The organism is Ammoniphilus sp. CFH 90114, assembly GCF_004123195.1.
Classification (GTDB): Bacteria; Bacillota; Bacilli; order Aneurinibacillales; family RAOX-1; genus YIM-78166.
This window is the reverse complement of the sequence record NZ_SDLI01000001.1, coordinates 223,798-247,443: the sequence shown is the minus strand read 5'-3', so window position 1 is coordinate 247,443 and position 23,646 is coordinate 223,798. Positions and strand designations below refer to the sequence as shown.

The window sequence follows — 23,646 nt, the reverse complement described above, 5'->3', positions numbered from 1 at the left end:
GGAGGAGTAAAAGGTTAGCTGTAGAATCCTTCTTGATAAACATGGATTCACTAAATTTAAAAATATTATAATGGGATGCAATGGGGGAATAGAGGTGCACTTACAATTACCTGATTTAAGTCGTTTTAATGAAGTATTTAAAGAAGCTACGGAAAACATGGCAGTAATTCAGGAACAACTAAGACAAGCCACTCAACCCATGATAAAGTTCGCAGAAGCTATGAATGTGCAAATGCACGCACTAAACTTAAAAGATATCGCTGACGCCATAGAAGAAACTGAATCAGACATCAAAAAATTTAAATTAATTATGGTTGAGATTGGATATCCACCGCATGACGAAATTGAAATTCCACAAGCGAGATATATAGTTCGTTTTTATGAAGAACATGGGTTAGAAAAAACAAGAGGTCTAGTTGAGGATTATCTCGTCACTGAGTTTAATAAATCCAAAGTAGAGGGGATTTTAGTTCGTTGGTCCAATATTGAATGGTTAAGTTCAAGAATACCAATTCTAATGGAAGCAATAGAAGCACATAATACTGAGAAATATTATACATCTATCCCAACCCTACTTCCGCAAATTGAAGGAATTATTGTTGAACAATTTAAACATACAGGTTGGCTAAAACAGGATAAACTAAAGGATTATGCTCAATCATTACTTAGTAAAAAAAGTAGCTTTAGCTTTGATGATACCATTCAATTATTTTTCTTTAATTTTGTTCTAAGTAGTTTTCATCATGGTCAAGTTCTTGATTCACCTTTAAGTAGACATGCTATTCTTCATGGTGCAGATACCAACTATGGAACTGAATTAAACTCACTAAGATGTATTTTATTAATAGATTATCTGATAGATAAGTTTGATGAAATGTAAACCAATCAAAAGGAATGAAGAAGAGGTTTGTACGTGTTATGTGATTTATACAGATAGTTCAAGGAATCTCAATTATAAAACGAAGGTTGGGCTTAACTATGCTTCTTCCTATACAAAAAGATACCTCTACTGATTCGGACGGTATCTTTCTGTATTCCATATTATCATTACTAGTCATCGAAATAGTTTGAAGCTAAACAAAAGCTCCTCTTTGTTCTTGATTTGAATTTACTAACCTTTTTTCTTTCTTATTATTCGAAGTAAAAGAACTACTACTTTTAGAACTTGACTGAATTTGATTTTCATGTTCTTCATTTTCATTATTTACTGGTACCCGAATAGTTACTGCTACTAACTGCGACGACTGGGGACTAGCATTCGGATCTTGAATTTGCCCATAATCCCCTACATTTACTTTTGTATCAGAAAGCATCTGCTTTACATAGTCAGGTAAGGTACCCAACTTTTGTGGTTTTATCTCTGGCTTATGTAAGAAACTTCCACCACCATAGTTATCGGTTGGAACTTTAACAGAGATTCCGCCACCATCATCATCATCATCATCATCATTATAGTCTTCTAAGATCTCATAAATTGACTTATCTGAACAAAAAATAGATGCTACGGTTGTTGTAAAGGATTGCATTTCTTCAAAAGTTTTATTCTTTTCATATTTGTAAACCATATCAGCATAACAGTAAGTCCATCCAAGTAACTCATAATCTGCAGGAAATGCAACATCCCCACTTTCTGGGAGAAATTTTTCATTTTCACTAACATCAAAAAAATTATAAAAGCAGTATATAGGAATAAAGCCATTAGTCCAAGCATGGTAGATTAAATTCTGACATTGTGTAGTTCCATCCTTATATTCTCTTTTTAGTTCATAATACATTTTGATCTTTTTTTTCTGCAGTTCAGTTTTTAATTTTTTAGCTTGAACCAAAAATTTAATCCACTCTTCTCCATCAATAATATACCATTCCCAATCCGCCCCATTATCTCTCTCTTCTGCTTTATTAAAAGGCTTTATTGCAGCTTCAAATTTTCTAGACAGCATTAGATTGGGCATTTTTTTAACTAAATCTAACAATGTAGTTTCAGTTATAGTCTCTTCTCCAACAGAAAATCCTTTTTCAGTAAAATCACCAAATTGATTCCAAATACTTCGTGATCCCTGTTTAAAGCATTTGTACAGCAGTTCATTCCTCATTTTCATCTGATAAATTCCCCTCGCAATTAAGTCAATTAATAGTCACTAACGAATAAACACTTTGATTTGTTCCATTTTCCATTAATTGGTTTGTCATTTTTCACTCTTTATTACTACTTAGCTTAAGGTTAAATCCCAATAGTTTTTCTTCTATTTCATCCGCACTTTTAGCCCCAAGATTTCTGTATCTTAGTAGTCTGTCACGATCAATTTTAACGAGATCTCCAATCGTCTTAACGCCATACCTTAGCAACGCATTTTCTGACCTTGCTGTTAATTTCAGGACACCTATACCCGAAACTTCAATTGGCTCATAACCTGATTGTTTATAGTCCCAATGCTTCTTATAAGTATCGTTAGCCAGTCTTTTTATTTCCTTTACAATAATGCGTTTAATTTGACCATAAGTTTTTCCAATTTCACTTAAGCTGTAATTTCGTTGTCCTTGAAAGTATTCTTCTAGTGTCTTAGTTGTAACTTCATCCCATGGGCAAACATTGTTTTGTAGAATGATTTGAAATCTTTCTTTAGCTAATAAGCACTCTTCTTTAAACTTTTCTTTTTTTAGTTTCTTCTGCTCGGCTTTCCAGTCATATATCTTAGTTTTACTCCTCAATTTACGTACAGATCTCATAAATTACTCTCCTTACAACTCAGCGATTATTATCTACCAATTAATTCCGTATTTACGTGTCTGTTTCCTTCAAAAAAAATCCCCTTAAAAATAAGAGGATTTATACTTGTTTATTTTCCATTCTTAATTTATTAATTTCAATTTCATAAAGCGTAGTAAGAAGGTTATCTAATATATTAGCTAAATCAATCTTTTCTTCAATACTTAAATCAGACTTTTTTAAGTTCTCTAAATAACTAATTATCTCTTCTATTTCCTTTTTCTTTAGATACTTCTCTAAATCACCAAAGTTTAATATAAGTTGTATGCATTCATCTAAGTTGAGGTGTTCCATATGATCTTTTAGTACCCCAGTAATACAGGCAGACTCTATTATAAATCTACGCAGAAATGAAGTTGCAAAATTTTCTGTGCCCCAGAAAAGCAATTCAATTAATCGGTGGACAGCAAACAGTAAGGTTAGAGTCCTAATATAATTTCTTTTATTATCGGTATTCACCACTAAATCACTCCTATTAAGTAGTCTATATTACTATTTTAAAACTTAATAGGAGCTACCTCAAAACATCAATGTAGACATCAATTTAAGATACTGTAATTATTGGAGTAGATCTAATTAACCTCTGTATAATTTAATTCTCCTTTTTGGACAAATCTTTAACTATATTTAATCTTTGTCCAAAATCATAAGGCTGCGAGAAATATACCTTATCGCACTTTTGACATTGAACATCACATAAGCGGTTATAAACCAGTTTTTCTTGTTTACTTAAGGTATTAGGTGGTTCTTCCACCCGAATCACAAACAGTATTCCACCACATTCACAGATCATATTAGTGAACCCCCATCAATTTATATAATTATTATAAAGGAATTAGAGAGATAAATAATCATGTTTTCCATTATCTGTACTAATACTTTAATTTCCCCTCTTCAAGTATCGGAACAATCCTGAAGATGTCATCTGAGCCAATCCCATACTTATCCTGAATATAAGTAAGCCAAGATGGGTTGTTTAGAAGTAAAACGGCCATCTCCTCTAGAATAGTTGGTATTCCAGTGTCCAGACAGCGGGAGAGCCTTTTTATTTTGCTGTAAGTTTCGGAGTCTAAGTATGGACCGCCAACACGCACTTTTTTAGTTTTCTTGGTCTCCTTCGTAATCTTCATTCCTCTCCCCTCTACTCGTATTGCCATTTATATCCCCCTTTTTACCATGATTTTGCGGAACCATGGAACTATAGTATTGGATTTGTTCCTTGGAACTACGGAACTACATTTAGTAGAGAATTTATGTTTATAGAACCACAACCAGAACAAGTATTCTGGTTGTGGAGAAATGGGAAAAAAACACAACCACATAACATGGAGAACCCTTTAGGGAAAACCATATGATGTGGTTGTGTTGTTCTGACCCTAAAACTCAAATACTTCGTAAACCTCGGTTTTTAACCTTTCTTTCTCTTCTGTTGTTATTATAATATCTTGACGTTCATCTTTCTCTCTATCCCAACTGTAAACATCTATGTTGTGTGTATCTAAATTGAACTCAAGGGAATACAGTCTTTCAGTTCTCTCACATTCAAAATCAAACACTTGTACCTTGTGTCCATCAGAGTTTGTGTATGTCCCCTCTAATGTTGGATTTATTACTTTAATCTTGTCCATTTTGATTCCTCCATGTTTATAAATTAGTTATCTCTAGTTTAATCATACCAAAAAGGACAACTATACTTACTCTATGTATTAATTTGAAAATACGCCTCTATTTCGTCCAGAAAAGAATCGATAGGGTAAAACCACAAAGTTACTTCGTAAAAGGGTCTATAATATTCAGTATTATTGGAATCATCCTTTATAATGCTAAAACCAATTTTTTTGGTACTCTCATTAAAGATTATTTTTATATCTAAATCGTTATCATTAAGATAGTAGTTAACCATAAAATTTGTATTTTTTATTAATAAATGCCTTTTTTCTTTATTAAGTTGGATATCTACAATTTTTGGGTATATGAATAATTCCATTGCTACTTCTATTTTAGCTTCAGTAAAATAGTAGTTACTTAAACTAGTCAGAATTTCCTCAAGAACATCAAATAGCTCCACCTTACTTAGTGAAATCCATACTTGTGATTGGTTAGCATAAAACACCTTTAATAAAGAGCTCACAAAAGATTAACCCCCTTATCAATACCCCTATCATATCAATTCTTTTCCTAGTTTTAATTACCTCCTTTTAACCCTAGTTTGTTTTCTTTCTGTTGTAAAGTGGTTATTAACTAACTGTTTTTTAGAGTAATGATTATTCGAAGAATCCTTTAATCCCTAGGGTTAAATCTACTTCAATAATCAAACTAACCATTCTAATCAAAATGGAATACTACCCCTTTTAAACAGCTATTTTTTTCAATGCGTTAAAGCATATCTTTAGATAATGGGATATATAAGTAATAAATCTATGTCTATGTTACAAACTGGTTAGAATGGTTAGAGTTAAGCACTAAACTTATACACAAGTTAGGTACAGTAAGTGGAAGTAACCTAACCACTTTTAAGATAGTTAGGTTGATTTCTAACCATTTTATCTTCTGCTTTCTAATTTTGGTTATAAAAAATATCCTAACCACACAGGTTAGGATATAGTTACAGATTCTATATCTATATCTTCTACATCAATGACTGTTTTCAACTTACCCCAGTCAATCCAAATCATTTTTCCCCAGTTCTTTCCACTAATTGACTTTTGCTTTTTTGATTCCAAAATATATCCCTTAGACTCCTCGTTTTCTTTTAATTCTTGCTTTAATTGCTTCTTATTTGGTAAATCTAAATTTGATTTAGAGGCATCCTCAATATATTGGGTAAATTTAGCATAACTCACATATAACTTTTCTCCATCAAAAGCTATGGCCTGTTGAGGATTTTGATCCACTGTAAATTTCCGTATAAAATCTGAAAGATTATTGACCATATGCTCCATAGATAAATCGAGTGAAGTCTTATTTTCAACTAATATATGATCTAATCCATACAAAACAGAATATAAAACATCCTCCATGGATATATCGACTTCTATCTCTAGGGTTTTAATTAATCTTCTTAACATCTGGATTCCAACAACAAGTACCTTCGTATTATTCTTATTACGATACGGAACATTATCAAAAGCTGGTTGTTCGATAATTTCTTTAGCCAGTTCCAAGTCATCACTTAGAAATTTCCTATCTTTTGCGTATCCGATAATATATTTGTAGAAACCATAAGCAAAATCTTCAAGTCTAAATTCTGGGTGTTCTAGTACTTCAAACAGAGCCTTATGAGCTTTATCCCCATTTTCATCTAGCCATCTACGATTTAATGTAACTACAACGGATCGTTCACGGAGAGCTTGGTCATTAAAGTGATCTTCTCCAATAATGACAATTGGTGCTGTAAGGTGAAACTTCTTCACACTTAAATCCTGTTGACCGCGGCTATCTGGGTCTCCCCTATAAGCTAATTTTAATTTTTGATTCAGTGTATTTAATTTAGAATCACTAAATTCAGATGGTTTATATTCATCAAAAACTGCGGGTACAGCATTCGATTCACTCATAGCTTTGGTTAGTGTAAAATTAGAAGAAATAGCAAGGAGTTCATCCTTTAGCCCTACCATCCTAACCAATAATTCTACCAATGTCGACTTACCTGCTCCACGTTTACCCCATACATTAAGAATAGGGAATTGTTTATTGGTTTTTTCTCGGATTTTTGGCGCTATGCTTGCTGCAAAAAACCATCCTATAATTAGTAGTACTACTTTTATATCATTAATTTGAAACAATCTAGGTAATACATATTTAGCTACCTTATAAAACTCCTCGTTTTCTTGTACGTTAAGCTCAATACTTGGCTCACCAAAGTTAGGATGAAACATCACATTTGAATCTTTTTCAAATCCATCTTCCGTAAGCACTCCATTTTGGGTAATAAATTTATTACCGTTCCAACCAAGTAACGAGTAGGTATTCTTAACCTTTAATCTTGATATATTGAGGGACTCAAATTGAGCAAGATACTTCACAAGGTGTTTTGAATTATTGGAATTAACATCTAACCCTTGCTTACCGTATTTTTCAAGCTTTTTGTTATTTAACATCTCATCCCGATTCATTGTGATTTCTTTCCATTTTCCCAAGCGATAAAACAATAGCTTTACTTTTTCTGTATGATCATGAATATCTTCAAAAATTGTTGTGATGACGATCGGTTGATTGGTCACAAGTACAGCAGGTTCATCTTCTCCTCTTAACTCTTTGATTCCATCAATAGTAACCCAGTATTTAAATGGAATTAAAAGATCTTTAACCTGTTCAAACAATTCTTCTCTTTCAGAAGGATCTGGGCAAGTTTCAATAACAATTGATGGTATATCACGCTTTAATGGTGGATAACCCAAAACAATAGGACTCGTAATTAGACCGTTAACAGGACAATCCTTACAACATTCATTCCCATGTTCTTCTTGGATTTTTGCACAAGTTTTGGGACCGAACTCCATGAGTTTCTCGATTTTCATTTGGGTTTCATCAAAGGAGTAATCATCATAGGGCTCGCTAATTTCGTGAGCCTTCTCTTCTCCGTTTTTACAAAAAAGTGCAATACTCAACGCACTATGCCACTCTGGTTCGGAAAGTGTTCTTGCATTTTTAACACATTCCAAGACAAAAGCACATTTCTCCATAATTTTTTCAAAATCTGAGTCAGGATACTTTACACCTTCATCATCATTTAAACGAAGTTTCTTAGAAGAATCATTAAGATCATCTTCTTTCACTCCATCACAGAAATTTTTCAACCCTTCAAGCAGTTCTTGTAAATTAACTTCAAAAGGGCTCAACACCCAATCGTAGGTTGGTCCGTCAGGATGGATAGACGGTGGGGCTACTCCGTAGCCACCGTCCCCTCTAAAATCTAGCTTTTCCTTCTGCCGCGCAAAATTCTTATACAATTTACCATCTTTAGGGTGATTAAAGTAAATGTGGTATCCTTTTCCTGTTTTCACATGAGGGTTTTTAAGTAACTCATCTTTCGAGATCCCATACTTCTGTTGGAGAACATCGAATGCTTCATCACCATCGATATCCAATATCACAATCCCTGATATTTCCCCTGTAACGATACCTATATTGGCATCTGGCCACTTTGTCCACCAATCAATAACCTCGTCCTCAGTGGGTAGTCTTTTTTGAAATTCTCGCCATGAGACTAGTGAATTTTTATCTTTCTGCCTCAGTGGAATAACCGAAAATCCTTTATTTAGATAAGCTAATGCAGCTTGTCCAAATTCACTTAACTTGATTTTTTCTGTATTTTTATCTATAGTAGAAGTATCGATATTTTGTTCGACTCCATTTGGACTGGAGTCTTTTTTATTTTCTCCAATAGCAATATAACTCACTTGATCTGTTTGTGACATTAACCTCACTCTCCCTTCTTTAAGAATACATTACTTCTTCTAGATATCTGTTAATTAGCTGATTATAGCAAAACCAACAAAGATGGTTATTCTCTTCATTAAAGTAATACGTAGAACATAAATGAGAACATTCTTTATCTGATGTTTCCTGTTCAACAGATGGTTCTTCCTCACACCTAGAACACCTAATAATTTCTGTTACTTCTTCAATTACTTCTCTTGATTCCCCAGTTATCATATCGATTTCCATAAAACCAATGAGGTACATTTCAATCTCATTTTTTTTAATTTCCATTGTGTTTTTGAAGATAAATTCGATTTTCTTCATTTTAATCATGTTCGTTTCTCCTCATTTTTTATTTTTATTAACCTAACTTAGAATTCATAGTGAATATACATAAAATCATTGCTTAGATTACCTAGATTCTTTTTAATCTCAGGGAATTTATTCCATATTTGTTTAATAATCAACTCGGAAACTGAGTTGATATATTCTACAATTTCTGGTGGATCTCCAAACTGATTAATGAGTCGTTCTCCTGATAACGCAAGGGGCTGAATCGCTATGTATTCCCAATGTTTCTCCTTTAAACGGAAATTCGCTATAAAACCTCTTCTTAAATCTTTGATATAAAACTGAACTGAAGCTACTTCAAGATTAGGATCGTAATCTTTTATGGACACATCAGTTATTTCATGAATGTACATTATATAACTTCCTCCAATCACTTAATTTGATTTCTTTAGGCTTAAATTTATAATCAAAAGCCCGACTAACTAGATATGAATTTGCAATAGAATGACTAAGTTTTTCTATGATTTGATCTACCATTGGAAAGAACGCGTAATATTCAAAACAACCATATTGATCTACCATTGGTTCATTCTCTTTCATAATGGGAGAAATATAATCTATTCTCCATACATCTATAAACCTTTTTAAAACAGAAACGTACTTTCGATCATAACCGTAGATACTAAAAGTTAGTTCGCACCACTGGTTATTAATGACCCTTATTTCTTCAATATCTAAATTAAGTTGTGTTGAAATTTTCATTTTCTATCTCTCCTTTAGTTTGATCTTCTTGTTTACTTATAAAAATCCAAATCTTCTCGTATTTCCACATATTGATCTAGTAGCTGCTTACTTATCCGCGCCCGAATCTTATTAATATATTCAATAACCCCTGATGGGTCTCCATATGAATTAATCATTGGTTCTCCAGCTATTGCTAAGGGTTGAATGTAAAAGCAATTCCATTCTCTATTTTCTACGCGGAAATTCGCTCGAAAACTTCTTCTCAAGTCTTTAATATAAAATTCAACTTGTAAAGTACCATAATGGTGATCATATTCTTTAACATGTGCTTCAGTAATTTGATGAATTTTCATCTATTCTTGTCTCCTTTGTTTAGATTCTTTAGTTCAAAAAATTGGTTTCTAGCAATTTTAAACAGCAAGAAGAACATATAGATTGAACTCTCTTATCTTGGCTTCCAAAATATATTCCCTGCTTTCTTTCATTAGCCGAGAAAATTCTCTTACAATTGTTACAAGTATTTACCTCAATTTTGCTTTTGTATTTCATACCTTGTTCCTCCAATTTTAAATTTACTATTGTCTTTTAAACTCCACCATAAAGATGATTGGAGTTTAAAAGATATTAACATCTTCATCTTTAACTAGCAGTTTGTGTTGTACTGTATACGAACTAAGTATTTGTTTGGAAATCTCATTCAAAATGCTTTTTTGATTTATGTAATAAGCCCAATAATTAAGGTTTCCTACATCATCAACCATAGGTTCGTTGTCCTTATAGAGTGGACTAATATACTTCAGTGTCCACTCCTTCATAAATCTACCTAACACGCCTAAAAACAGTCGATCATAACCTTCAATTTCAAAAACCACTTCACAAGTACCTTCGTTAACAACCTCTACTTCTAAAATCGAAACTCCATTTTTGTTGGTTTTCATGTCTAGCATTGGTAATCCCCTTTTTCCATAGTAATTGTCCCTTCTAGTGCCTCTAAATCTAGAAATCTATATCCTTTTTTTCTAACAATTGATTCGTGAATACACTATATCCCTTCGGAGTTAGTTCTCTAAGGTAATAGTGAATTTCATTATTAAAACTCCAACAATCATCTGTTGGTTGATATAAAACGCCATTAATTTCAAAAACACTTCTCCCTCTATATTCACCGACTCGATAATCAGGAATTAATCTTGGATCTTCATCTTCTTTAAAATCTCCAACATGGCAGGCTATTAGGTAGTGGAGATCCGCGCCATTATAAGTATCGTACTGTAGTTCTTTTCTTCGATTTTTCATTAGATTTCTCTCCTTTTATAGTTGTTTTACAAAACCTGCTTCATTAAATAACTCATCTTCAGTGGTATCCAGTACTTCTAGTAGCTTCTGCCGTAAATTTGGCCACGCTTTTCGGTGACCATGTTCTACTAATGAAATGTTCGCAGGATGCATACCGATCATTAATCCTAGTTGTGTAGTGGTAAGGCCTTTTCGCATACGGTAATGCTGTAAACTGTTCATGTTTTTTCTCCTTTCAGTTTTGCTATAGCTAATTGCTATGTTTATATGATATAAAAAACAGAAGAACATTTTCTACAACATTTAAGTTGTACTTATGCGTATATTTTTTTTGAAAAGGATGGTTAAATTGGATAAATATAACATTTTAAATAATTCAATAGTATCGGGAGCTCAAACAACAATTTGTATCACTAGGTTTGGGAGATATCAAGAATATTATATTGAGGAGACTAAGGATCAGTTTGGTTCACATATAAAGCTGATAAAACCAACCCCATTATCAAGAGAACAAGGACCTATAGAATTTTTTAACCCCTTTGATTTTAACGATCTATTCCTTGAACTATGTAATATTAGCGGTACAAGCGGTACAGAAGATCAGGATATTCTAAGGTTCTGTAATAAGTATGGATTGCTTGGACTAAGTTTTTTGGATAAAACAGTGGGTACTAGTGGGGCAATTCTAGAATCTAAAAGAGAGAGAGTTTTTATCGAAGAAGATTTATTAATGTTTAAGCTTTGTTTAATAAATATGAAAAAAATCAGCGAAATCTTAGTCATATTAAGTGAAAGTAATAGAAAGAGGATAAACCAAGTACATTTAAAACGAACAAAAAAAGCGAGAGAGGCAATCGAAAAGCTAATCAGATCTGAAAATAACCACTTAGCTGATTACAAGTTCATTGTAGATTTTGGACATCTGAGTTCAATTACAGATTTTGATATCTCTACATATCGCTATATTCAAGAACATGGTGATCCCTCTATATTTACCAAGAAGGAAGAATCATCATTAATATTTTCACTAAACAAAAAAGACCCAGAAGAAAATCTTAGACAGTACCTGTTGGTTTTAATTAATTCGTACCTAACAGGTTCATATTCCAAAATTCAGTTGAACAATGGTATGTTTTCACCTGCGATAGCTTTTGCTACTCTAATTGACGGTATTCTATGGAATTTATCGAGACAGATTATGAGTAAAGAAATACAGGCTTGCTTAAATTGTTTCACACTATTTACTAGAAATCATAAAAACCAAAAGTACTGCCCCAAACCTAATGAAACTTATAGAAGAAGTGTTTGTGAAAATCAATACAATCAATGGTTAAAGACCCAAAAGAAAAAACTAAACGATATTCAATAACAGATATCGCAAAAAAATAGGCTGATTATTCAATAAGTAAATAGAATAATTAGCCTATTTTGATTGGGTGGTATAGGAATTAAAAAACAAAAACCTTCTTATCTGTATATCAGTTTAGAGTATCCTAAAAGTCAATTGAATTCAAAGGATTAAACTTTTCATTCTGTTCTTTCAATGCCGTCCCCCAGATAGATAAGTACTTTTGCGTCATTTCTATATTTGAATGTCTTAACATTTTTTGCAAGGTGAAAATATCCATTCCTGCCATTAATGACCTGTGAGCAAAAGTGTGACGAAATGTATGGCAACTTAGACGAACATCTGAAAAATTCATAATTTTACTTAGTCTCTTAAACAAACATTTGATTGCATTAGGTGTAAGTTGTTCATTGGTTTGGCTAACAAAAACGTATTCAGAATCATTTTTGAAATGTTTTTGACAGAAATACTTATATTCCATTAAGTCTTTTACTAATTTGTCTGTCAGAGGTATACTAGATTGCTCTCTTTTCTTTCCCCATACTGTTGCTGTTCCATTAATTAGATCAATATCTTTCCACCTTAAATTAACAGTTTCTCCCAATCTACTGCCAGTTCCTAACAAGTAAATTAGTAATTGATATCCTCTGTAAGCGAAAAATGACTTATCCCTTTGCTTTAAACTCCTAAAATAGGCAAGCATCTGTTTTATTTGATAATCAGTAAAGACTTCTATCTTTACTTCCTCTCTGGCATAGCTTACTTTGACTACTGGGTTTCTCTTGGCTGAAATAATTTCACTTTCTTCTACAAAATTAAAAAAAGTCTTTAGACAGCGTAATTTGGTATTCTTAGTTGTTGGATTATTTCCTCTTTCTTTCTGGCAGTAAAGTAAGTAACCTTTAATTATGTTAGGAACTACATCTTCAACGTTCAGGACTTCCATATCAAAGCAATATTCTTGAAACTCATTAAGTATCCTCCGATATCGGTTTAGTGTATACTTAGACAAGTTTTTAAACTCCCTATCTTCCAAAAATTCCTTTGCTGCAAACTTTAACAACACAAAAAACCACTCCTCCAGTTAGTTTTAATTAACTACTGAGGAAGTGGTTTTACTTATCAAAAAGATGTCTAGCTTTAACCACAACCTTATCAAGTTTGTGGATAAGTGCCGTGATCCCTTGATATCATTGACTCNNNAACCTGCGACCTCACCCACCCCAAGGGTGCGCGCTACCAGTCTGCGCCACGTCCCGATGATCAAGTTGACTCTGTTTGAATAATAGGAGAATTGGTTGCCCTCTCCGAGCACCCTGATAAATTGTCTAACTCCGAAGCTTATTCGGTGTTGTAGACCATTTGGTTGCGGGGACAGGATTTGAACCTGCGACCTTCGGGTTATGAGCCCGACGAGCTACCGTGCTGCTCCACCCCGCGTTCATATATGGCTCCTCAGGACGGACTCGAACCGCCAGCCTACCGGTTAACAGCCGGTTGCTCCACCATTGAGCTACTGAGGAATAATAATATTGTGACGATTATTAGTATACCACTTGGTTTTTTCCAATGCAAGTATCAGACTACTGAACTCCCCTTTTCTCCATTTGCTTAAACACCTTCTCCTTGGTCAATTAAACTGCGCATCCATGATATAATGTAGCAAGGGGGGATGTTAACGATGAAAAATGTATCCGTTAGACCTTTTAGCTTTTCACTTAGTGAAGATTTAACCCTAAGAGGTGATGTACATACTCTTGTCGACGATAGAGTAAAGCCTATTGTCGTCCTATGCCACGGATTTAAGGGATTTAAGGATTGGGGCTTTTTCCCTTACATTGCCGACCAACTAGCAGCAGAGGGTCATTATGTGATTCGTTTTAATTTTACCTGCAATGGTGTCAATGAGACAGATTTTGATGAGCTAGATAAGTTTTCAATGAATACCTATTCTAGAGAACAAGCAGACTTGCATTACCTGTTACAGCAGATCAAGAAACGAGAATTACCTTTAGAAGAACAATACAGCGCTGACTCGATAACGTTAATCGGACATAGTCGGGGTGGTGGCAATAGTATTATCTTTGCTGCGGACCATCCAGAGATTACGAAAGTGATTACATGGAATGGCATTGCCAATGTGGACTTGTTTGATGACGGGTTTAAAAAAGAAATTAATGAAAAAGGGATAGGTTATATTCCAAACGCTAGAACGAAACAAGATATGCCTATCCGATCCATTGTTCTTGAGGATATCGCACACAATAATCAAAAGTTTAATATTATAAAGCGAGTATCTGAACTGAATATCCCTCTCCTCATCATACAAGGAGATCAAGACATCCCCAGACTTGTAGAAGGAGCTAGGTTGATTCAGAAGGCCTCCAATCAGGGACTTGTCGTCATTGAGGGGGGAAACCACACTTTTGGGGCGGTCCACCCGTTTCAAGGAAGTACACCGCAATTAGACAAAGCCCTTCAGGATACACTCCAATTTTTACAAAGTTAACTGAAGAAGAGGTTCTCTATAAAGTGAGAACCTCTTCCTCATTCTTAGTCCAATGCAGAACTAAAATGCCTCATCCATCAACTTCGACGTCCAAATCACCTAAAATATCATCAGAGTAGGTCACCGACATTTTGTCCTGACATTCCCAACACTCGCTCCTGTTTCTTTCCATCAGAGCTAACTCAGCACCACAAAACACACAAAAATCAGGCATCTTATCAATGACCTCCTTATAAGAAGATGGATGATACTATATAATATGATATTCAATTCATCCCGTGATTAGTCTTCAATTTAGCGTTTTCATCAAAAAAAATTATCATATCAAAGTTTTTCCAAAAACAAAAGAGCCTTGGAAAAGGCTCTTTTGTGGGAAGACTGTTATAACCGGAATTAATTCCGCTATTTCTATAAAAAGGGCAAAAACGTCTAAAATAGTCGGACTTTTTTCCGTTAATCTTTCAAAAAACCCGGATTTTCTAATGTTTGAGCTGTATAAGCGGAAATCGTTCCGTTATTTCTACTCTAAAACCTAGATTTACGAAAATAAGTGAAAATTCTCCGCTAATCCGAAAACTCATCTGCCTACCCCAATTAACCTAAAACCTTTTGATACCTTGCCTCATCATAACCAACGATCACTTCTCCGTCTTTCACTATAATCGGCCGACGAATAAGCTTCGGATCCTTCGCCATTTCCTCCATGAGCTGCTGATCACTTAGACCTTCTAACTCTGCTCTTCTTTCTTTGTAGACAATGCCTTTTTTATTAAGGATATCGCCTAAAGGGACTTTTGTAGTTAGTTCCTGTAATTCTTCAACAGTAAAGGTATCCTTCATATATCTGCGTTCTTCATAAGCTACTCCATGTTCATCAAGCCAAGACTTGGCTTTGCGACAGGTTGTTCAAGACGGGTAAGTTGAAAACATTATAGACATGATTCATTCTCCTTTTCTATACTTTATTCCATCTATGACTATGTTTTTCTATCCAAGATTGGATAGAAGTTGTAACTTCAGTTGGCTTTTCCTCTATAACTTGGTGACCCGCCTCTGGAAGACTGATTAAGGTGGAGTTAGCCAGATCCTGCCTTAATCGCACTCCTTTTCTCAAAGGAACAATTTCATCTTCTTCACCCCAGATAAGAAGACAGTCGTGATGAACTCTTCGCAGATCTTCAGGGCTCATGTCTCCTTCTCTGTGACGTAACAGTCCAAGCAGAGTGTCGCAGAATCCTTTTTCTAGAATTGGGTCTGAATAGGCTCTAATCATTTGATCGTCAATCAGCTTATCATTATAGAAGGTTTTCTTTAAAATATCCTTTACTCTATATCGCTTCATCCACCATGTAACGCCCAAACTTGCGAATGGTAAGTGAGAAGCAACAATAGCCAACCAATGAGCCTTTTGCAAATACCCTGATGAAGAAACTAGAACTAGTGCTGTTATCATGTCAGAATTTCTCAAGGCGGTTTGCAGCACGATCTGTCCTCCCATGGAGTGACCTACTAGTATGACATTTTTCAACCCTAGCTCAGTAATGAATTGAGTTATCATCGCTCCATAGTTTTCATAGGAATATCGGAAAGGACAAGCCTTTTCACTTTTCCCAAAACCAATTAAATCAATGGCATATACATCATCTTGCTCCATAAGATTTGGCACTAGCTTTCGAAAACTGAACGTATTAGCCAGAAATCCATGAATGAGCAAGAAGGTGTATCGAGGTGAAGATGTATTGGATCGATGGTATTCATAATAAACCTGAATGCCCATTATCTTGATCCGACCAGTAAAATCCATTCTTACTCCCCTTTTTTCCTGATCACGTTAGGTGCAGCTCCAGGATTGGCCATGACCATAATAGGCTCAAGTGTTTGTTCTTCTGTGTAAAGAAAAGGCAACGGGGATATCGGAATTTCGCCCTTCACACAAAAATCCATGTTTATCCTTGCAAGTACTTTAAACCCTGTATCATTCCGAATGTCTGCCACAATGAGTACATCTTGGTGTGGGATGGCAACCCCCATTTCCCCTGTCACCTTACGCTTCATGAAAGCCATGAGTTCATCATTTAGTATTCGGCTAGCAGCATACCCATCCTGCGGTGAGAAGAAGTAAAAATGATTTCCACCTACTTCATCTTTTTTAAAAGTGGTATCCAAGCTCTTCAAATTTGCGAGAGCTATTCGATAAATGTCTTGTTCTTCATATCCGCTTTCTTGAAGCATCTGTCGATCAATTAATACGTATGTCTTGCCTAAGTCTAAGCAATAGAAGATTCTAGATTCAGCTGTATGTTCCTGGTTAAGTAAAGATATCCCTTGTTTTTCTTGTGGATGTGCCGCACTGCGTAAAACAGGAAAGACATTCTTCTCGTTTCCTTTTATGAGTTTATCCTGTAGGCTAGCACTCGTCATCTCCAATACTTTTCGAAGGACTTCCTCTAAGTGAACTTGCTCTTTACCTGATTCCATTTTTCTTAAGATGTTATTAAGAGAGAGATTAAACCCAGAGCCTCCAGCTTTCTTTTGTTCCACTAGTAAATGATCCTCTTGAACTCGAACCGACCATAAATCGGAGTCCAAACTCTTCTGCAACTCGCGTAAAAGAAATGATGAGGCTTCATTCTTATCCACAATGACTTCACCTCGCTTTGATTACAAAAACCTGAAAGGATCTGTATTAATTTGGGAGGAGATAACCTCGGTATCGAAATTCCCACCTACCAACTTCTTAACTAGCAATTCACGAACCGCTTCCTTCATAATCTTTTCTACATTATGCCCTGGATCAATGAGGCAAAGACCAGATGCTAATGCATCATGAGCGGTATGATAATAGATATCGCCTGTAACTAATACATCAGCCCCTTTAAAGGCTGCCTTCGATACATAACTGTTACCGTCACCACCTAGCACAGCAACCTTTTTGATCTCCCTTGTCAAGTCACCAACCACTCGGACCCCAGTCACTCCAAACGCCTGTTTAACGGTTTGAGCCAATTCCTGTAACGTAACTGATTTCTCTAGCCTCCCCATTCGGCCCAGTCCAAAGCTTTGACCAGACTGTTCTAAAGGGTAGATATCAAAGGCCACCTCCTCATAAGGATGAGCCTTGACCATAGCTTTTACAACCCGATTCTGTAGCTGCGCAGGCACAATGGTTTCCACCCTGACCTCTTGGACCCTTTCCAGGCTCCCTGGTGTACCGATATGAGGATTTGCTCCTTCACGCGGCAAGAATGTGCCTGTGCCTTCTACATTAAACGTGCAGTGACTGTAATTCCCAATCCATCCAGCCCCAGCCTCTGCCATTGCTTGTAAAACCTTCTCATGATGAGTTTGTGGCACAAACACAACAATCTTCTTCAATTGCTCCGTATGTAGGATATCTAATGGCTCTGTCTGCGTTAGTCCAAGAGCATTAGCCATCAGATCATTAATTCCGCCTTCCGCAACGTCAAGGTTGGTATGTGCGATATAAACGGCAATGTCATGCTTAATTAACTTTTCATATAGACGGCCTGCCGGTAGATCGGTACGCAAATTTTTGAGTGGACGAAAGATAACAGCATGATGGGCTATAATTAGATCCACGCCCTTCTCAATCGCTTCGTCTACCACCTCTTCTAAAACATCTAGAGTGACTAGAACTTTCTTCACTTCTTTATTTGCCGTACCAACTTGTAGACCAATCTTATCTCCTTCCATTGCTAAATGTTTGGGAGCAAATTGTTCAAACATCTGAATTATGGTTTGTCCGTTCGCAAACATTCTAGCACCTCCTCAATCCACGTTAAGCGTTTTTCTATTTCAATCCTCTTTGACTCAGCTTCTTCCGAACGCGCCTTGTCTAATCCTTGAAGTACTCTTTCGCTTTTTTTCTTTTCGGCTTCCCACTTATCTAGAAGGATAGGAGAACGTTCTTCCCATAGAATTGGACCTAATTCGAACCACTCTTCCCTTAACCAGCGATTCGATTGGTATGGTGCGTCAGGGTCCCCTTTTATCGCGGAAATAATTTCATAAATGACGCCATCTTCCTCTAGGATACTTTCACCTGTTAATTGCCATCCATTTCTATAAAGCCACTCTCGAACCTGATACTCCGCAACATTAGGTTGTAAAACAAGGTGCTGAACAGAGGAAAGATTTTTAATTCCTTCTTCTAGGATATGACGAATTAAAGTTCCACCCATTCCTGCTATACAAACGGTATTTACCTCACCGTCCTTAAGAACAGAGAGCCCGTCCCCTAGTCTGACAGCGATTCGATCTGCTAAGCCGGCTGCTTCAACTTGACGCTTAGCTGACTCCCAAGGGCCCTTATTGACCTCTCCAGCAATAGCTGATTGGGCCTTACCCGTCTGAACAAGGTACACGGGAAGAATGGCATGATCAGAACCGATGTCAGCAACCTTACTATTTGGTTGAACATAGCTTGCAATGGTATGTAAACGTTTGGAAACGGTAAGCATTTTTTTCACCTTCACTGTACCTAATTTTCAACTCTCCCTATTTTACCTCAAATGGACAAAACAAACAAAAGGTGTAGAGTACTAACCTCTACACCTTTAATCAAATCAATCCTACTGTGCTCCAATCTCTCTGGAAATGACCATCCGCTGTACTTCAGATGTTCCTTCTCCAATTTCAAGCAGTTTTGCATCTCGATAGAATCTCTCTACCTGAAATTCCTTCATATAACCGTAACCACCATGAATCTGGATCGCTTGATCACAGACCTTCATGCACATCTCTGACGCAAAAAGCTTGGCCATAGCCGCTTCCTTCGTAAACTTTCTCCCTTGATCCTTAAGCCAAGCTGCCTTATACACCATCGTTCTAGCAAGCTCGATCTGCATAGCCATATCCGCTAACTTAAACTGAATGGCTTGAAATTTAGATAAGCTCTGACCGAATTGACGCCTCACTTTTGCATATTCCAACGCTAGTTCAAAAGCCCCTTGAGCAATCCCTACAGCCATCGCTCCAATCCCAATACGACCACCGTCAAGAGTAATTAAGAATTGCTTAAATCCATAGCCTGCCTTCCCAAGTTGATTCTCCTTAGGTATACGTACATTTTCCATCACTAATTCTGTTGTATTCGAAGAATGAAGACCCATTTTTTCGTAATTATTAATTACAGTAAATCCAGGAGCATGAGTAGGAACAATGAACGCTGTAATTCCATTTGTTCCCTTCGATTTATCCGTTACAGCTGTAAGGGCCAAATTTTTGGCATAGCTAGCGTTCGTAATAAAACATTTCGATCCATTAATGATCCACTCTTCTCCTTCTAACACGGCTGTTGTTTGTGTTCCGCCAGCGTCAGAACCAGCATTGGGCTCAGTTAAGCCAAATGAACCTAGATACTCTCCGCGACAGAGAGGGACTAAGTACTTTTGCTTCTGCTCTTCTGTACCAAATAAATGAATGGGAGCACCTCCTAGTGAAATATGAGCAGAATAGGTTATACCCGTCGAACCACATACTCTACTTAGCTCCTCTACAGCAATGGCAAAACTAATCGAATCGGCTCCACCCCCTCCATACTGTTCTGGAAATGGAAGTCCCATGAGTTCAAGCTCTGCTAGCTTCTTCATAATATCACTAGGAAATTTTCCTGTTTTATCCCTTTCACTTGCCCCTGGGGCTACTTCTCCTTCAGAGAAATCTCGGAGTACCCTTCTTATCATTAATTGCTCTTGAGTCAGATCAAAATGCATATAGCACCTCTCTTATACGTGATTGAGCGATCACTCAGAAACGGTGTACTTTTCTAAATTTTTTAGATCTAACACAATTATATAAAACAAAGCCCTATTTTGACAACGATTACATTGGTAGTTATTTTCCAAATGTCAAATTTGCATTGTCCCTACAAAACCGCTAAAATAAGAAAAACTCCTTCGAAGACTTAAATCGTGACGAAAGCCAATCAGTTAGCACAGATAAAGGATGTCAAGCCTCCAGGAAAGTTTTATAAACTTTGCAACGTTAGACAAAAGAAAAACCTACACGAAGGGATAACCTCATGCAGGTTTTATCAAGTAAAAAGCTTATTTATTCAAGAAAGTCCTTTAGTCGCTTGCTTCTACTAGGATGGCGCAGTTTTCTTAAAGCCTTCGCTTCGATCTGACGAATTCTCTCGCGTGTAACACCGAATACTTTCCCTACCTCTTCGAGTGTGCGCGTTCTTCCATCATCCAAGCCAAAACGCAAACGTAGTACATTTTCTTCCCGGTCCGTTAACGTATCAAGTACATCTTCTAACTGCTCCTTCAATAATTCGTAAGCAGCTGCATCGGATGGCGCTAGAGCTTCCTGATCCTCAATAAAGTCTCCTAAATGGGAGTCATCCTCTTCACCAATTGGTGTCTCGAGTGAAACCGGCTCTTGAGCAATCTTTAGAATTTCTCTAACCTTCTCAGGTGTAAGATCCATCTTTTCTGCAATTTCCTCGGGAGTTGGCTCTCGACCTAACTCTTGAAGTAATTGTCTTGAAACACGAATTAACTTATTAATGGTTTCAACCATATGAACTGGAATTCGAATGGTTCTGGCCTGATCCGCGATAGCACGCGTAATTGCCTGGCGAATCCACCAAGTTGCATAAGTACTAAACTTATACCCTTTTTTGTAATCAAACTTTTCAACAGCTTTTATGAGTCCCATATTTCCTTCTTGAATTAGGTCAAGGAAAAGCATACCACGCCCTACATAGCGCTTAGCAATACTAACCACTAGCCTCAAGTTAGCTTCGGCTAACCTACGCTTCGCTTCCTCATCCCCTTTTTCAATGCGTTGTGCCAGATTAATTTCTTCATCTGCAGAAAGCAATGGCACACGACCGATCTCTTTTAGGTACATACGAACAGGGTCGTTAATCTTGATCCCTGGTGGAACCGATAGATCATTCAGATCGAATTCCTCTTCGTCATCCATCTCGTCCTCGGGAACGATATCCTCTTCCTCTTCGGCTTCGTTTATCATTTCTACCCCTTGGTCAGATAGATATTCATAAAACTCATCCATCTGATCGGAATCTTGTTCAAAAGGGGATAGACGCTCCATTACTTCCTTATAGGTGAGAACCCCACGCTTCTTTCCTATTTCGACCAATTGATCTTTTACTTGCTCAAGATTCTGTTCCGTTGTTTCTTGAGCAACTTCTGTGACAACACCTGGCTTGTTTTCTGTTTTTTTGGCCATGGCATTCCCTCCTTCCTTAGGTTCATGTGGAAACCGGCTTGATAGACTTGCGCAACTGCAGTATTTGGATGCCAATTTGAGCTGCCTTCAAACTGTCTCCTTCTCTCTCCAATCTTCTCTGTTCGTTCTTGAGTTCTTCCATTTGCAATAAGATTGGGTAATTGAGTACTTGTTGTATGTAATCAGATAATTCCCTTGACATTAGCTCCTCGGGAATTTCCTCAACAGCTAGTTTAGATGCTGCTTCGATGAGCCGCTCGTCTTCGAGTCCCGAAATGAATTTACTTGGATCCGCAGCATTCCCCATCATATAATAGTTGTATAAATGGGCTGCAAGAGCGGCAAATTCCTCAACATTAAAATTCCCGCCAACCTTAGCTAAGATTTCTTCTGCCCACGTTTCATTATGAAGCATAAGCACAATAAGTTTTTTTTCAGCATTATAATGAGCTGGCAACAAATTTTTTACAGGCAAATGAACTCCATTATTTATACTATTATTCCATTTCTTTGCGAGTTTATCCCTGCCTCCAGCCCTTTTTTGCTGAAAGTAGACCTTACGCTGTTCTTGTTTTAGGGCATCAAGCGAGTAATCAAATTCTTCGGCTAAAGTCCTTAAATAATGATCACGTTCCACAGCATTGGTTAGCGAGGATATTTGCTCTAATACAGTGTTAATATACTGTAGTCGCTGAACCTCATCGGACAGGTCATAATGTCTGCGCAGGTTTTGCATCTTGAATGCTGTCACGGATATTGCATTTATTACTTGTCGCTGAAATGCTTCTGCACCATACTTTTTTATATAATCATCTGGGTCTAAGCCGTCTTCTAATGTTACGATACGTACTTGGCATTCTGCATGGAGTAATACTTCAGAAGCCTTCATTGCAGCTTCAATACCAGCGTGATCAGAGTCATAACAAAGGAGTACGTGATCAGCATTGCGCTTGATTATTTTAGCTTGGCTCTCCGTGAAGGATGTTCCAAGAGAAGCAACTCCGTTCTTAATTCCTGCCTGCCATGCTGCTATAACATCCATATATCCTTCAAACAGAATGGCTTGTCGCTTCTTCCGAATTTCATTTCTTGCTCGGTGTAGATTGAATAAAATGTTACTCTTATTGAACAAAGGATGTTCCGGGCTATTCAGATACTTAGGCTGCCCTTCACCTATCATTCTTCCCCCAAATGCGATAATCCTTCCTTGAGAATCAGCTATAGGAAACATCAATCGATTACGAAACAAGTCAAACGGCTTCTTATCATACTCTCTTCTAGATAATAATCCCGCCTTCTGCATAAGGGCTAAATCGTAACCGCGCTTTACTAGGAACTGGGTAACAAAGTCCCAACTTTCTGGTGCAAACCCTAATTGAAATTCGACTGCTGTAGCATGATCAATGTTGCGCTTCTCAAAGTACTCCTTGGCTTGATTACCATGGGGTGTCTGGAACAAAAGATGATTGTATAACCTAGAAACCAGTTCATAGGCGTCATACATCTTACGTCTTTCTCTTTGTTCCTCACTTTCATCTGCATCATCAGCATGATCGTGGGGCAGCGAAATTCCAGCCCTGTCTGCTAGAAGCTGGATAGCCTCGGGAAATAATATATTCTCGATTTTCATAACGAATGAGAATACGTTACCTCCAGCCCCACAGCCAAAGCAATGAAATATTTGTTTGTCTTCTAGGACTGAAAAAGAAGGGGTCTTCTCCCCGTGGAAGGGGCATAAACCCATATAGCTTCGACCGCTCTTTCTTAGATGTACATATTGTCCGATAAAATCAACAATATTTATTGAAGTCCGTATTTGGTCGATTAATTCTTCAGGTATCCTCGGACTCATTGATCTTCCCCTACCCTCATTCTCTGATTCTGATTGAATAGCTAGAATGGACTTAGGTATAGTTTCCTTTCATCCTTTCAAGTTGTACTAAAGACTCCAGAGATTGAATGCTCCAAAATGAAGATCTATTGAGTTATAAAAAGCTTCTTCCAAGTAGCTTAAGGAGCAAGACCGCCTTTATGAGGAAGCTTTAA

25 protein-coding genes, 2 tRNA genes and 1 pseudogene are annotated in these 23,646 nt (G+C 36.7%); 3 read left to right on the top strand and 25 right to left on the bottom strand.

Going from position 1 to position 23,646, the window contains the following annotated elements:
- Positions 1–94 precede the first annotated feature (94 nt).
- Positions 95–880, top strand: coding sequence for a hypothetical protein (locus EIZ39_RS01285; RefSeq protein ID WP_129196596.1), 786 nt, complete (start codon positions 95–97; stop codon positions 878–880).
- A 193-nt stretch (positions 881–1,073) separates the two neighbouring features.
- Here EIZ39_RS01285 and EIZ39_RS01280 read toward each other — a convergent pair whose 3' ends face one another.
- The 14 genes from EIZ39_RS01280 to EIZ39_RS01210 form a co-directional block, all read right to left on the bottom strand.
- Positions 1,074–2,099, bottom strand: a complete 1,026-nt coding sequence (locus EIZ39_RS01280) for a DUF6615 family protein (protein WP_129196594.1) — start codon at positions 2,097–2,099, stop codon at positions 1,074–1,076.
- Positions 2,100–2,193: 94 nt separating this feature from the next.
- Entirely contained in the window at positions 2,194–2,727 is a 534-nt protein-coding gene (locus EIZ39_RS01275; protein WP_129196592.1) for a DNA-directed RNA polymerase subunit alpha C-terminal domain-containing protein, read from the bottom strand.
- A gap of 100 nt (positions 2,728–2,827) precedes the next feature.
- Positions 2,828–3,226 (bottom strand): hypothetical protein, encoded by a 399-nt coding sequence (locus tag EIZ39_RS01270; RefSeq protein WP_129196590.1) that lies wholly within the window; start codon positions 3,224–3,226, stop codon positions 2,828–2,830.
- Positions 3,227–3,639: 413 nt separating this feature from the next.
- Entirely contained in the window at positions 3,640–3,924 is a 285-nt protein-coding gene (locus EIZ39_RS01260; RefSeq protein WP_129196587.1) for a hypothetical protein, read from the bottom strand.
- Positions 3,925–4,143: 219 nt separating this feature from the next.
- A complete protein-coding gene (locus tag EIZ39_RS01255) occupies positions 4,144–4,395 on the bottom strand; it encodes a hypothetical protein (protein WP_129196585.1) in 252 nt (83 codons plus the stop codon).
- Between the two features lie 71 nt (positions 4,396–4,466).
- On the bottom strand, positions 4,467–4,898 hold the full coding sequence (locus EIZ39_RS01250) for a hypothetical protein (protein WP_129196583.1): 432 nt from the start codon (positions 4,896–4,898) through the stop codon (positions 4,467–4,469).
- A 463-nt stretch (positions 4,899–5,361) separates the two neighbouring features.
- The gene (locus tag EIZ39_RS01245) at positions 5,362–8,187 is read right to left on the bottom strand and encodes a bifunctional DNA primase/polymerase (protein ID WP_129196581.1); all 2,826 of its coding nucleotides are present in this window, start codon (positions 8,185–8,187) and stop codon (positions 5,362–5,364) included.
- 19 nt (positions 8,188–8,206) lie between these two features.
- On the bottom strand, positions 8,207–8,524 hold the full coding sequence (locus EIZ39_RS01240) for a hypothetical protein (RefSeq protein WP_129196579.1): 318 nt from the start codon (positions 8,522–8,524) through the stop codon (positions 8,207–8,209).
- Positions 8,525–8,562: 38 nt separating this feature from the next.
- Positions 8,563–8,895 carry a hypothetical protein gene (locus EIZ39_RS01235; protein ID WP_129196577.1) on the bottom strand — a complete coding sequence of 111 codons (333 nt, stop codon included), beginning with the start codon at positions 8,893–8,895 and terminating at the stop codon, positions 8,563–8,565.
- Positions 8,882–9,244, bottom strand: coding sequence for a hypothetical protein (locus EIZ39_RS01230; protein ID WP_129196575.1), 363 nt, complete (start codon positions 9,242–9,244; stop codon positions 8,882–8,884). The genes EIZ39_RS01235 and EIZ39_RS01230 overlap by 14 nt, the downstream gene beginning before the upstream one ends.
- Before the next feature lie 32 nt (positions 9,245–9,276).
- Positions 9,277–9,579 (bottom strand): hypothetical protein, encoded by a 303-nt coding sequence (locus tag EIZ39_RS01225; protein WP_129196573.1) that lies wholly within the window; start codon positions 9,577–9,579, stop codon positions 9,277–9,279.
- Positions 9,580–9,840: 261 nt separating this feature from the next.
- Positions 9,841–10,173 (bottom strand): hypothetical protein, encoded by a 333-nt coding sequence (locus EIZ39_RS01220; protein ID WP_129196571.1) that lies wholly within the window; start codon positions 10,171–10,173, stop codon positions 9,841–9,843.
- A 49-nt stretch (positions 10,174–10,222) separates the two neighbouring features.
- On the bottom strand, positions 10,223–10,522 hold the full coding sequence (locus EIZ39_RS01215; protein WP_129196569.1) for a hypothetical protein: 300 nt from the start codon (positions 10,520–10,522) through the stop codon (positions 10,223–10,225).
- Between the two features lie 15 nt (positions 10,523–10,537).
- Entirely contained in the window at positions 10,538–10,744 is a 207-nt protein-coding gene (locus EIZ39_RS01210) for a helix-turn-helix domain-containing protein (RefSeq protein WP_129196567.1), read from the bottom strand.
- Between the two features lie 127 nt (positions 10,745–10,871).
- On the opposite strand from EIZ39_RS01210, the gene EIZ39_RS01205 reads away from it, so the two are divergent.
- Positions 10,872–11,891: a hypothetical protein gene (locus EIZ39_RS01205; protein WP_129196565.1), complete on the top strand. Its 1,020-nt coding sequence runs from the start codon at positions 10,872–10,874 to the stop codon at positions 11,889–11,891.
- Between the two features lie 124 nt (positions 11,892–12,015).
- On the opposite strand, the gene EIZ39_RS01200 is transcribed toward EIZ39_RS01205, so the two are convergent.
- The 3 genes from EIZ39_RS01200 to EIZ39_RS01190 form a co-directional block, all read right to left on the bottom strand.
- Positions 12,016–12,936, bottom strand: a complete 921-nt coding sequence (locus tag EIZ39_RS01200) for a tyrosine-type recombinase/integrase (RefSeq protein ID WP_129196563.1) — start codon at positions 12,934–12,936, stop codon at positions 12,016–12,018.
- A gap of 297 nt (positions 12,937–13,233) precedes the next feature.
- Positions 13,234–13,310 (bottom strand) — tRNA-Met (locus EIZ39_RS01195).
- An 8-nt stretch (positions 13,311–13,318) separates the two neighbouring features.
- Positions 13,319–13,393: transfer RNA gene (locus EIZ39_RS01190), tRNA-Asn, on the bottom strand.
- A gap of 158 nt (positions 13,394–13,551) precedes the next feature.
- On the opposite strand from EIZ39_RS01190, the gene EIZ39_RS01185 reads away from it, so the two are divergent.
- A complete protein-coding gene (locus EIZ39_RS01185) occupies positions 13,552–14,379 on the top strand; it encodes an alpha/beta hydrolase family protein (protein ID WP_129196561.1) in 828 nt (275 codons plus the stop codon).
- Positions 14,380–14,973: 594 nt separating this feature from the next.
- Here the strand turns inward: EIZ39_RS01185 and EIZ39_RS01180 are convergent.
- From EIZ39_RS01180 to dnaG, 8 genes and pseudogenes are all read right to left on the bottom strand, one after another.
- Positions 14,974–15,273 (bottom strand): annotated as a pseudogene (locus EIZ39_RS01180) (arsenate reductase family protein); the annotation flags it as partial.
- A gap of 61 nt (positions 15,274–15,334) precedes the next feature.
- A complete protein-coding gene (locus EIZ39_RS01175) occupies positions 15,335–16,183 on the bottom strand; it encodes an alpha/beta fold hydrolase (RefSeq protein WP_129196557.1) in 849 nt (282 codons plus the stop codon).
- Positions 16,184–16,185: 2 nt separating this feature from the next.
- Entirely contained in the window at positions 16,186–17,019 is an 834-nt protein-coding gene (locus tag EIZ39_RS01170; RefSeq protein WP_164984837.1) for a DUF1444 family protein, read from the bottom strand.
- 21 nt (positions 17,020–17,040) lie between these two features.
- Positions 17,041–18,156 (bottom strand): Nif3-like dinuclear metal center hexameric protein, encoded by a 1,116-nt coding sequence (locus EIZ39_RS01165; protein ID WP_129196553.1) that lies wholly within the window; start codon positions 18,154–18,156, stop codon positions 17,041–17,043.
- Entirely contained in the window at positions 18,132–18,860 is a 729-nt protein-coding gene (locus EIZ39_RS01160) for a tRNA (adenine(22)-N(1))-methyltransferase (protein ID WP_129197888.1), read from the bottom strand. Before EIZ39_RS01160 ends, EIZ39_RS01165 begins: the two co-directional genes overlap by 25 nt.
- A gap of 111 nt (positions 18,861–18,971) precedes the next feature.
- Positions 18,972–20,114, bottom strand: a complete 1,143-nt coding sequence (locus EIZ39_RS01155) for an acyl-CoA dehydrogenase (RefSeq protein ID WP_129196551.1) — start codon at positions 20,112–20,114, stop codon at positions 18,972–18,974.
- Between the two features lie 337 nt (positions 20,115–20,451).
- Positions 20,452–21,600 (bottom strand): RNA polymerase sigma factor RpoD, encoded by a 1,149-nt coding sequence (gene rpoD, locus EIZ39_RS01150; protein ID WP_129196549.1) that lies wholly within the window; start codon positions 21,598–21,600, stop codon positions 20,452–20,454.
- A gap of 22 nt (positions 21,601–21,622) precedes the next feature.
- Positions 21,623–23,452: a DNA primase gene (dnaG, locus tag EIZ39_RS01145; RefSeq protein ID WP_129196547.1), complete on the bottom strand. Its 1,830-nt coding sequence runs from the start codon at positions 23,450–23,452 to the stop codon at positions 21,623–21,625.
- Positions 23,453–23,646 lie beyond the last annotated feature (194 nt).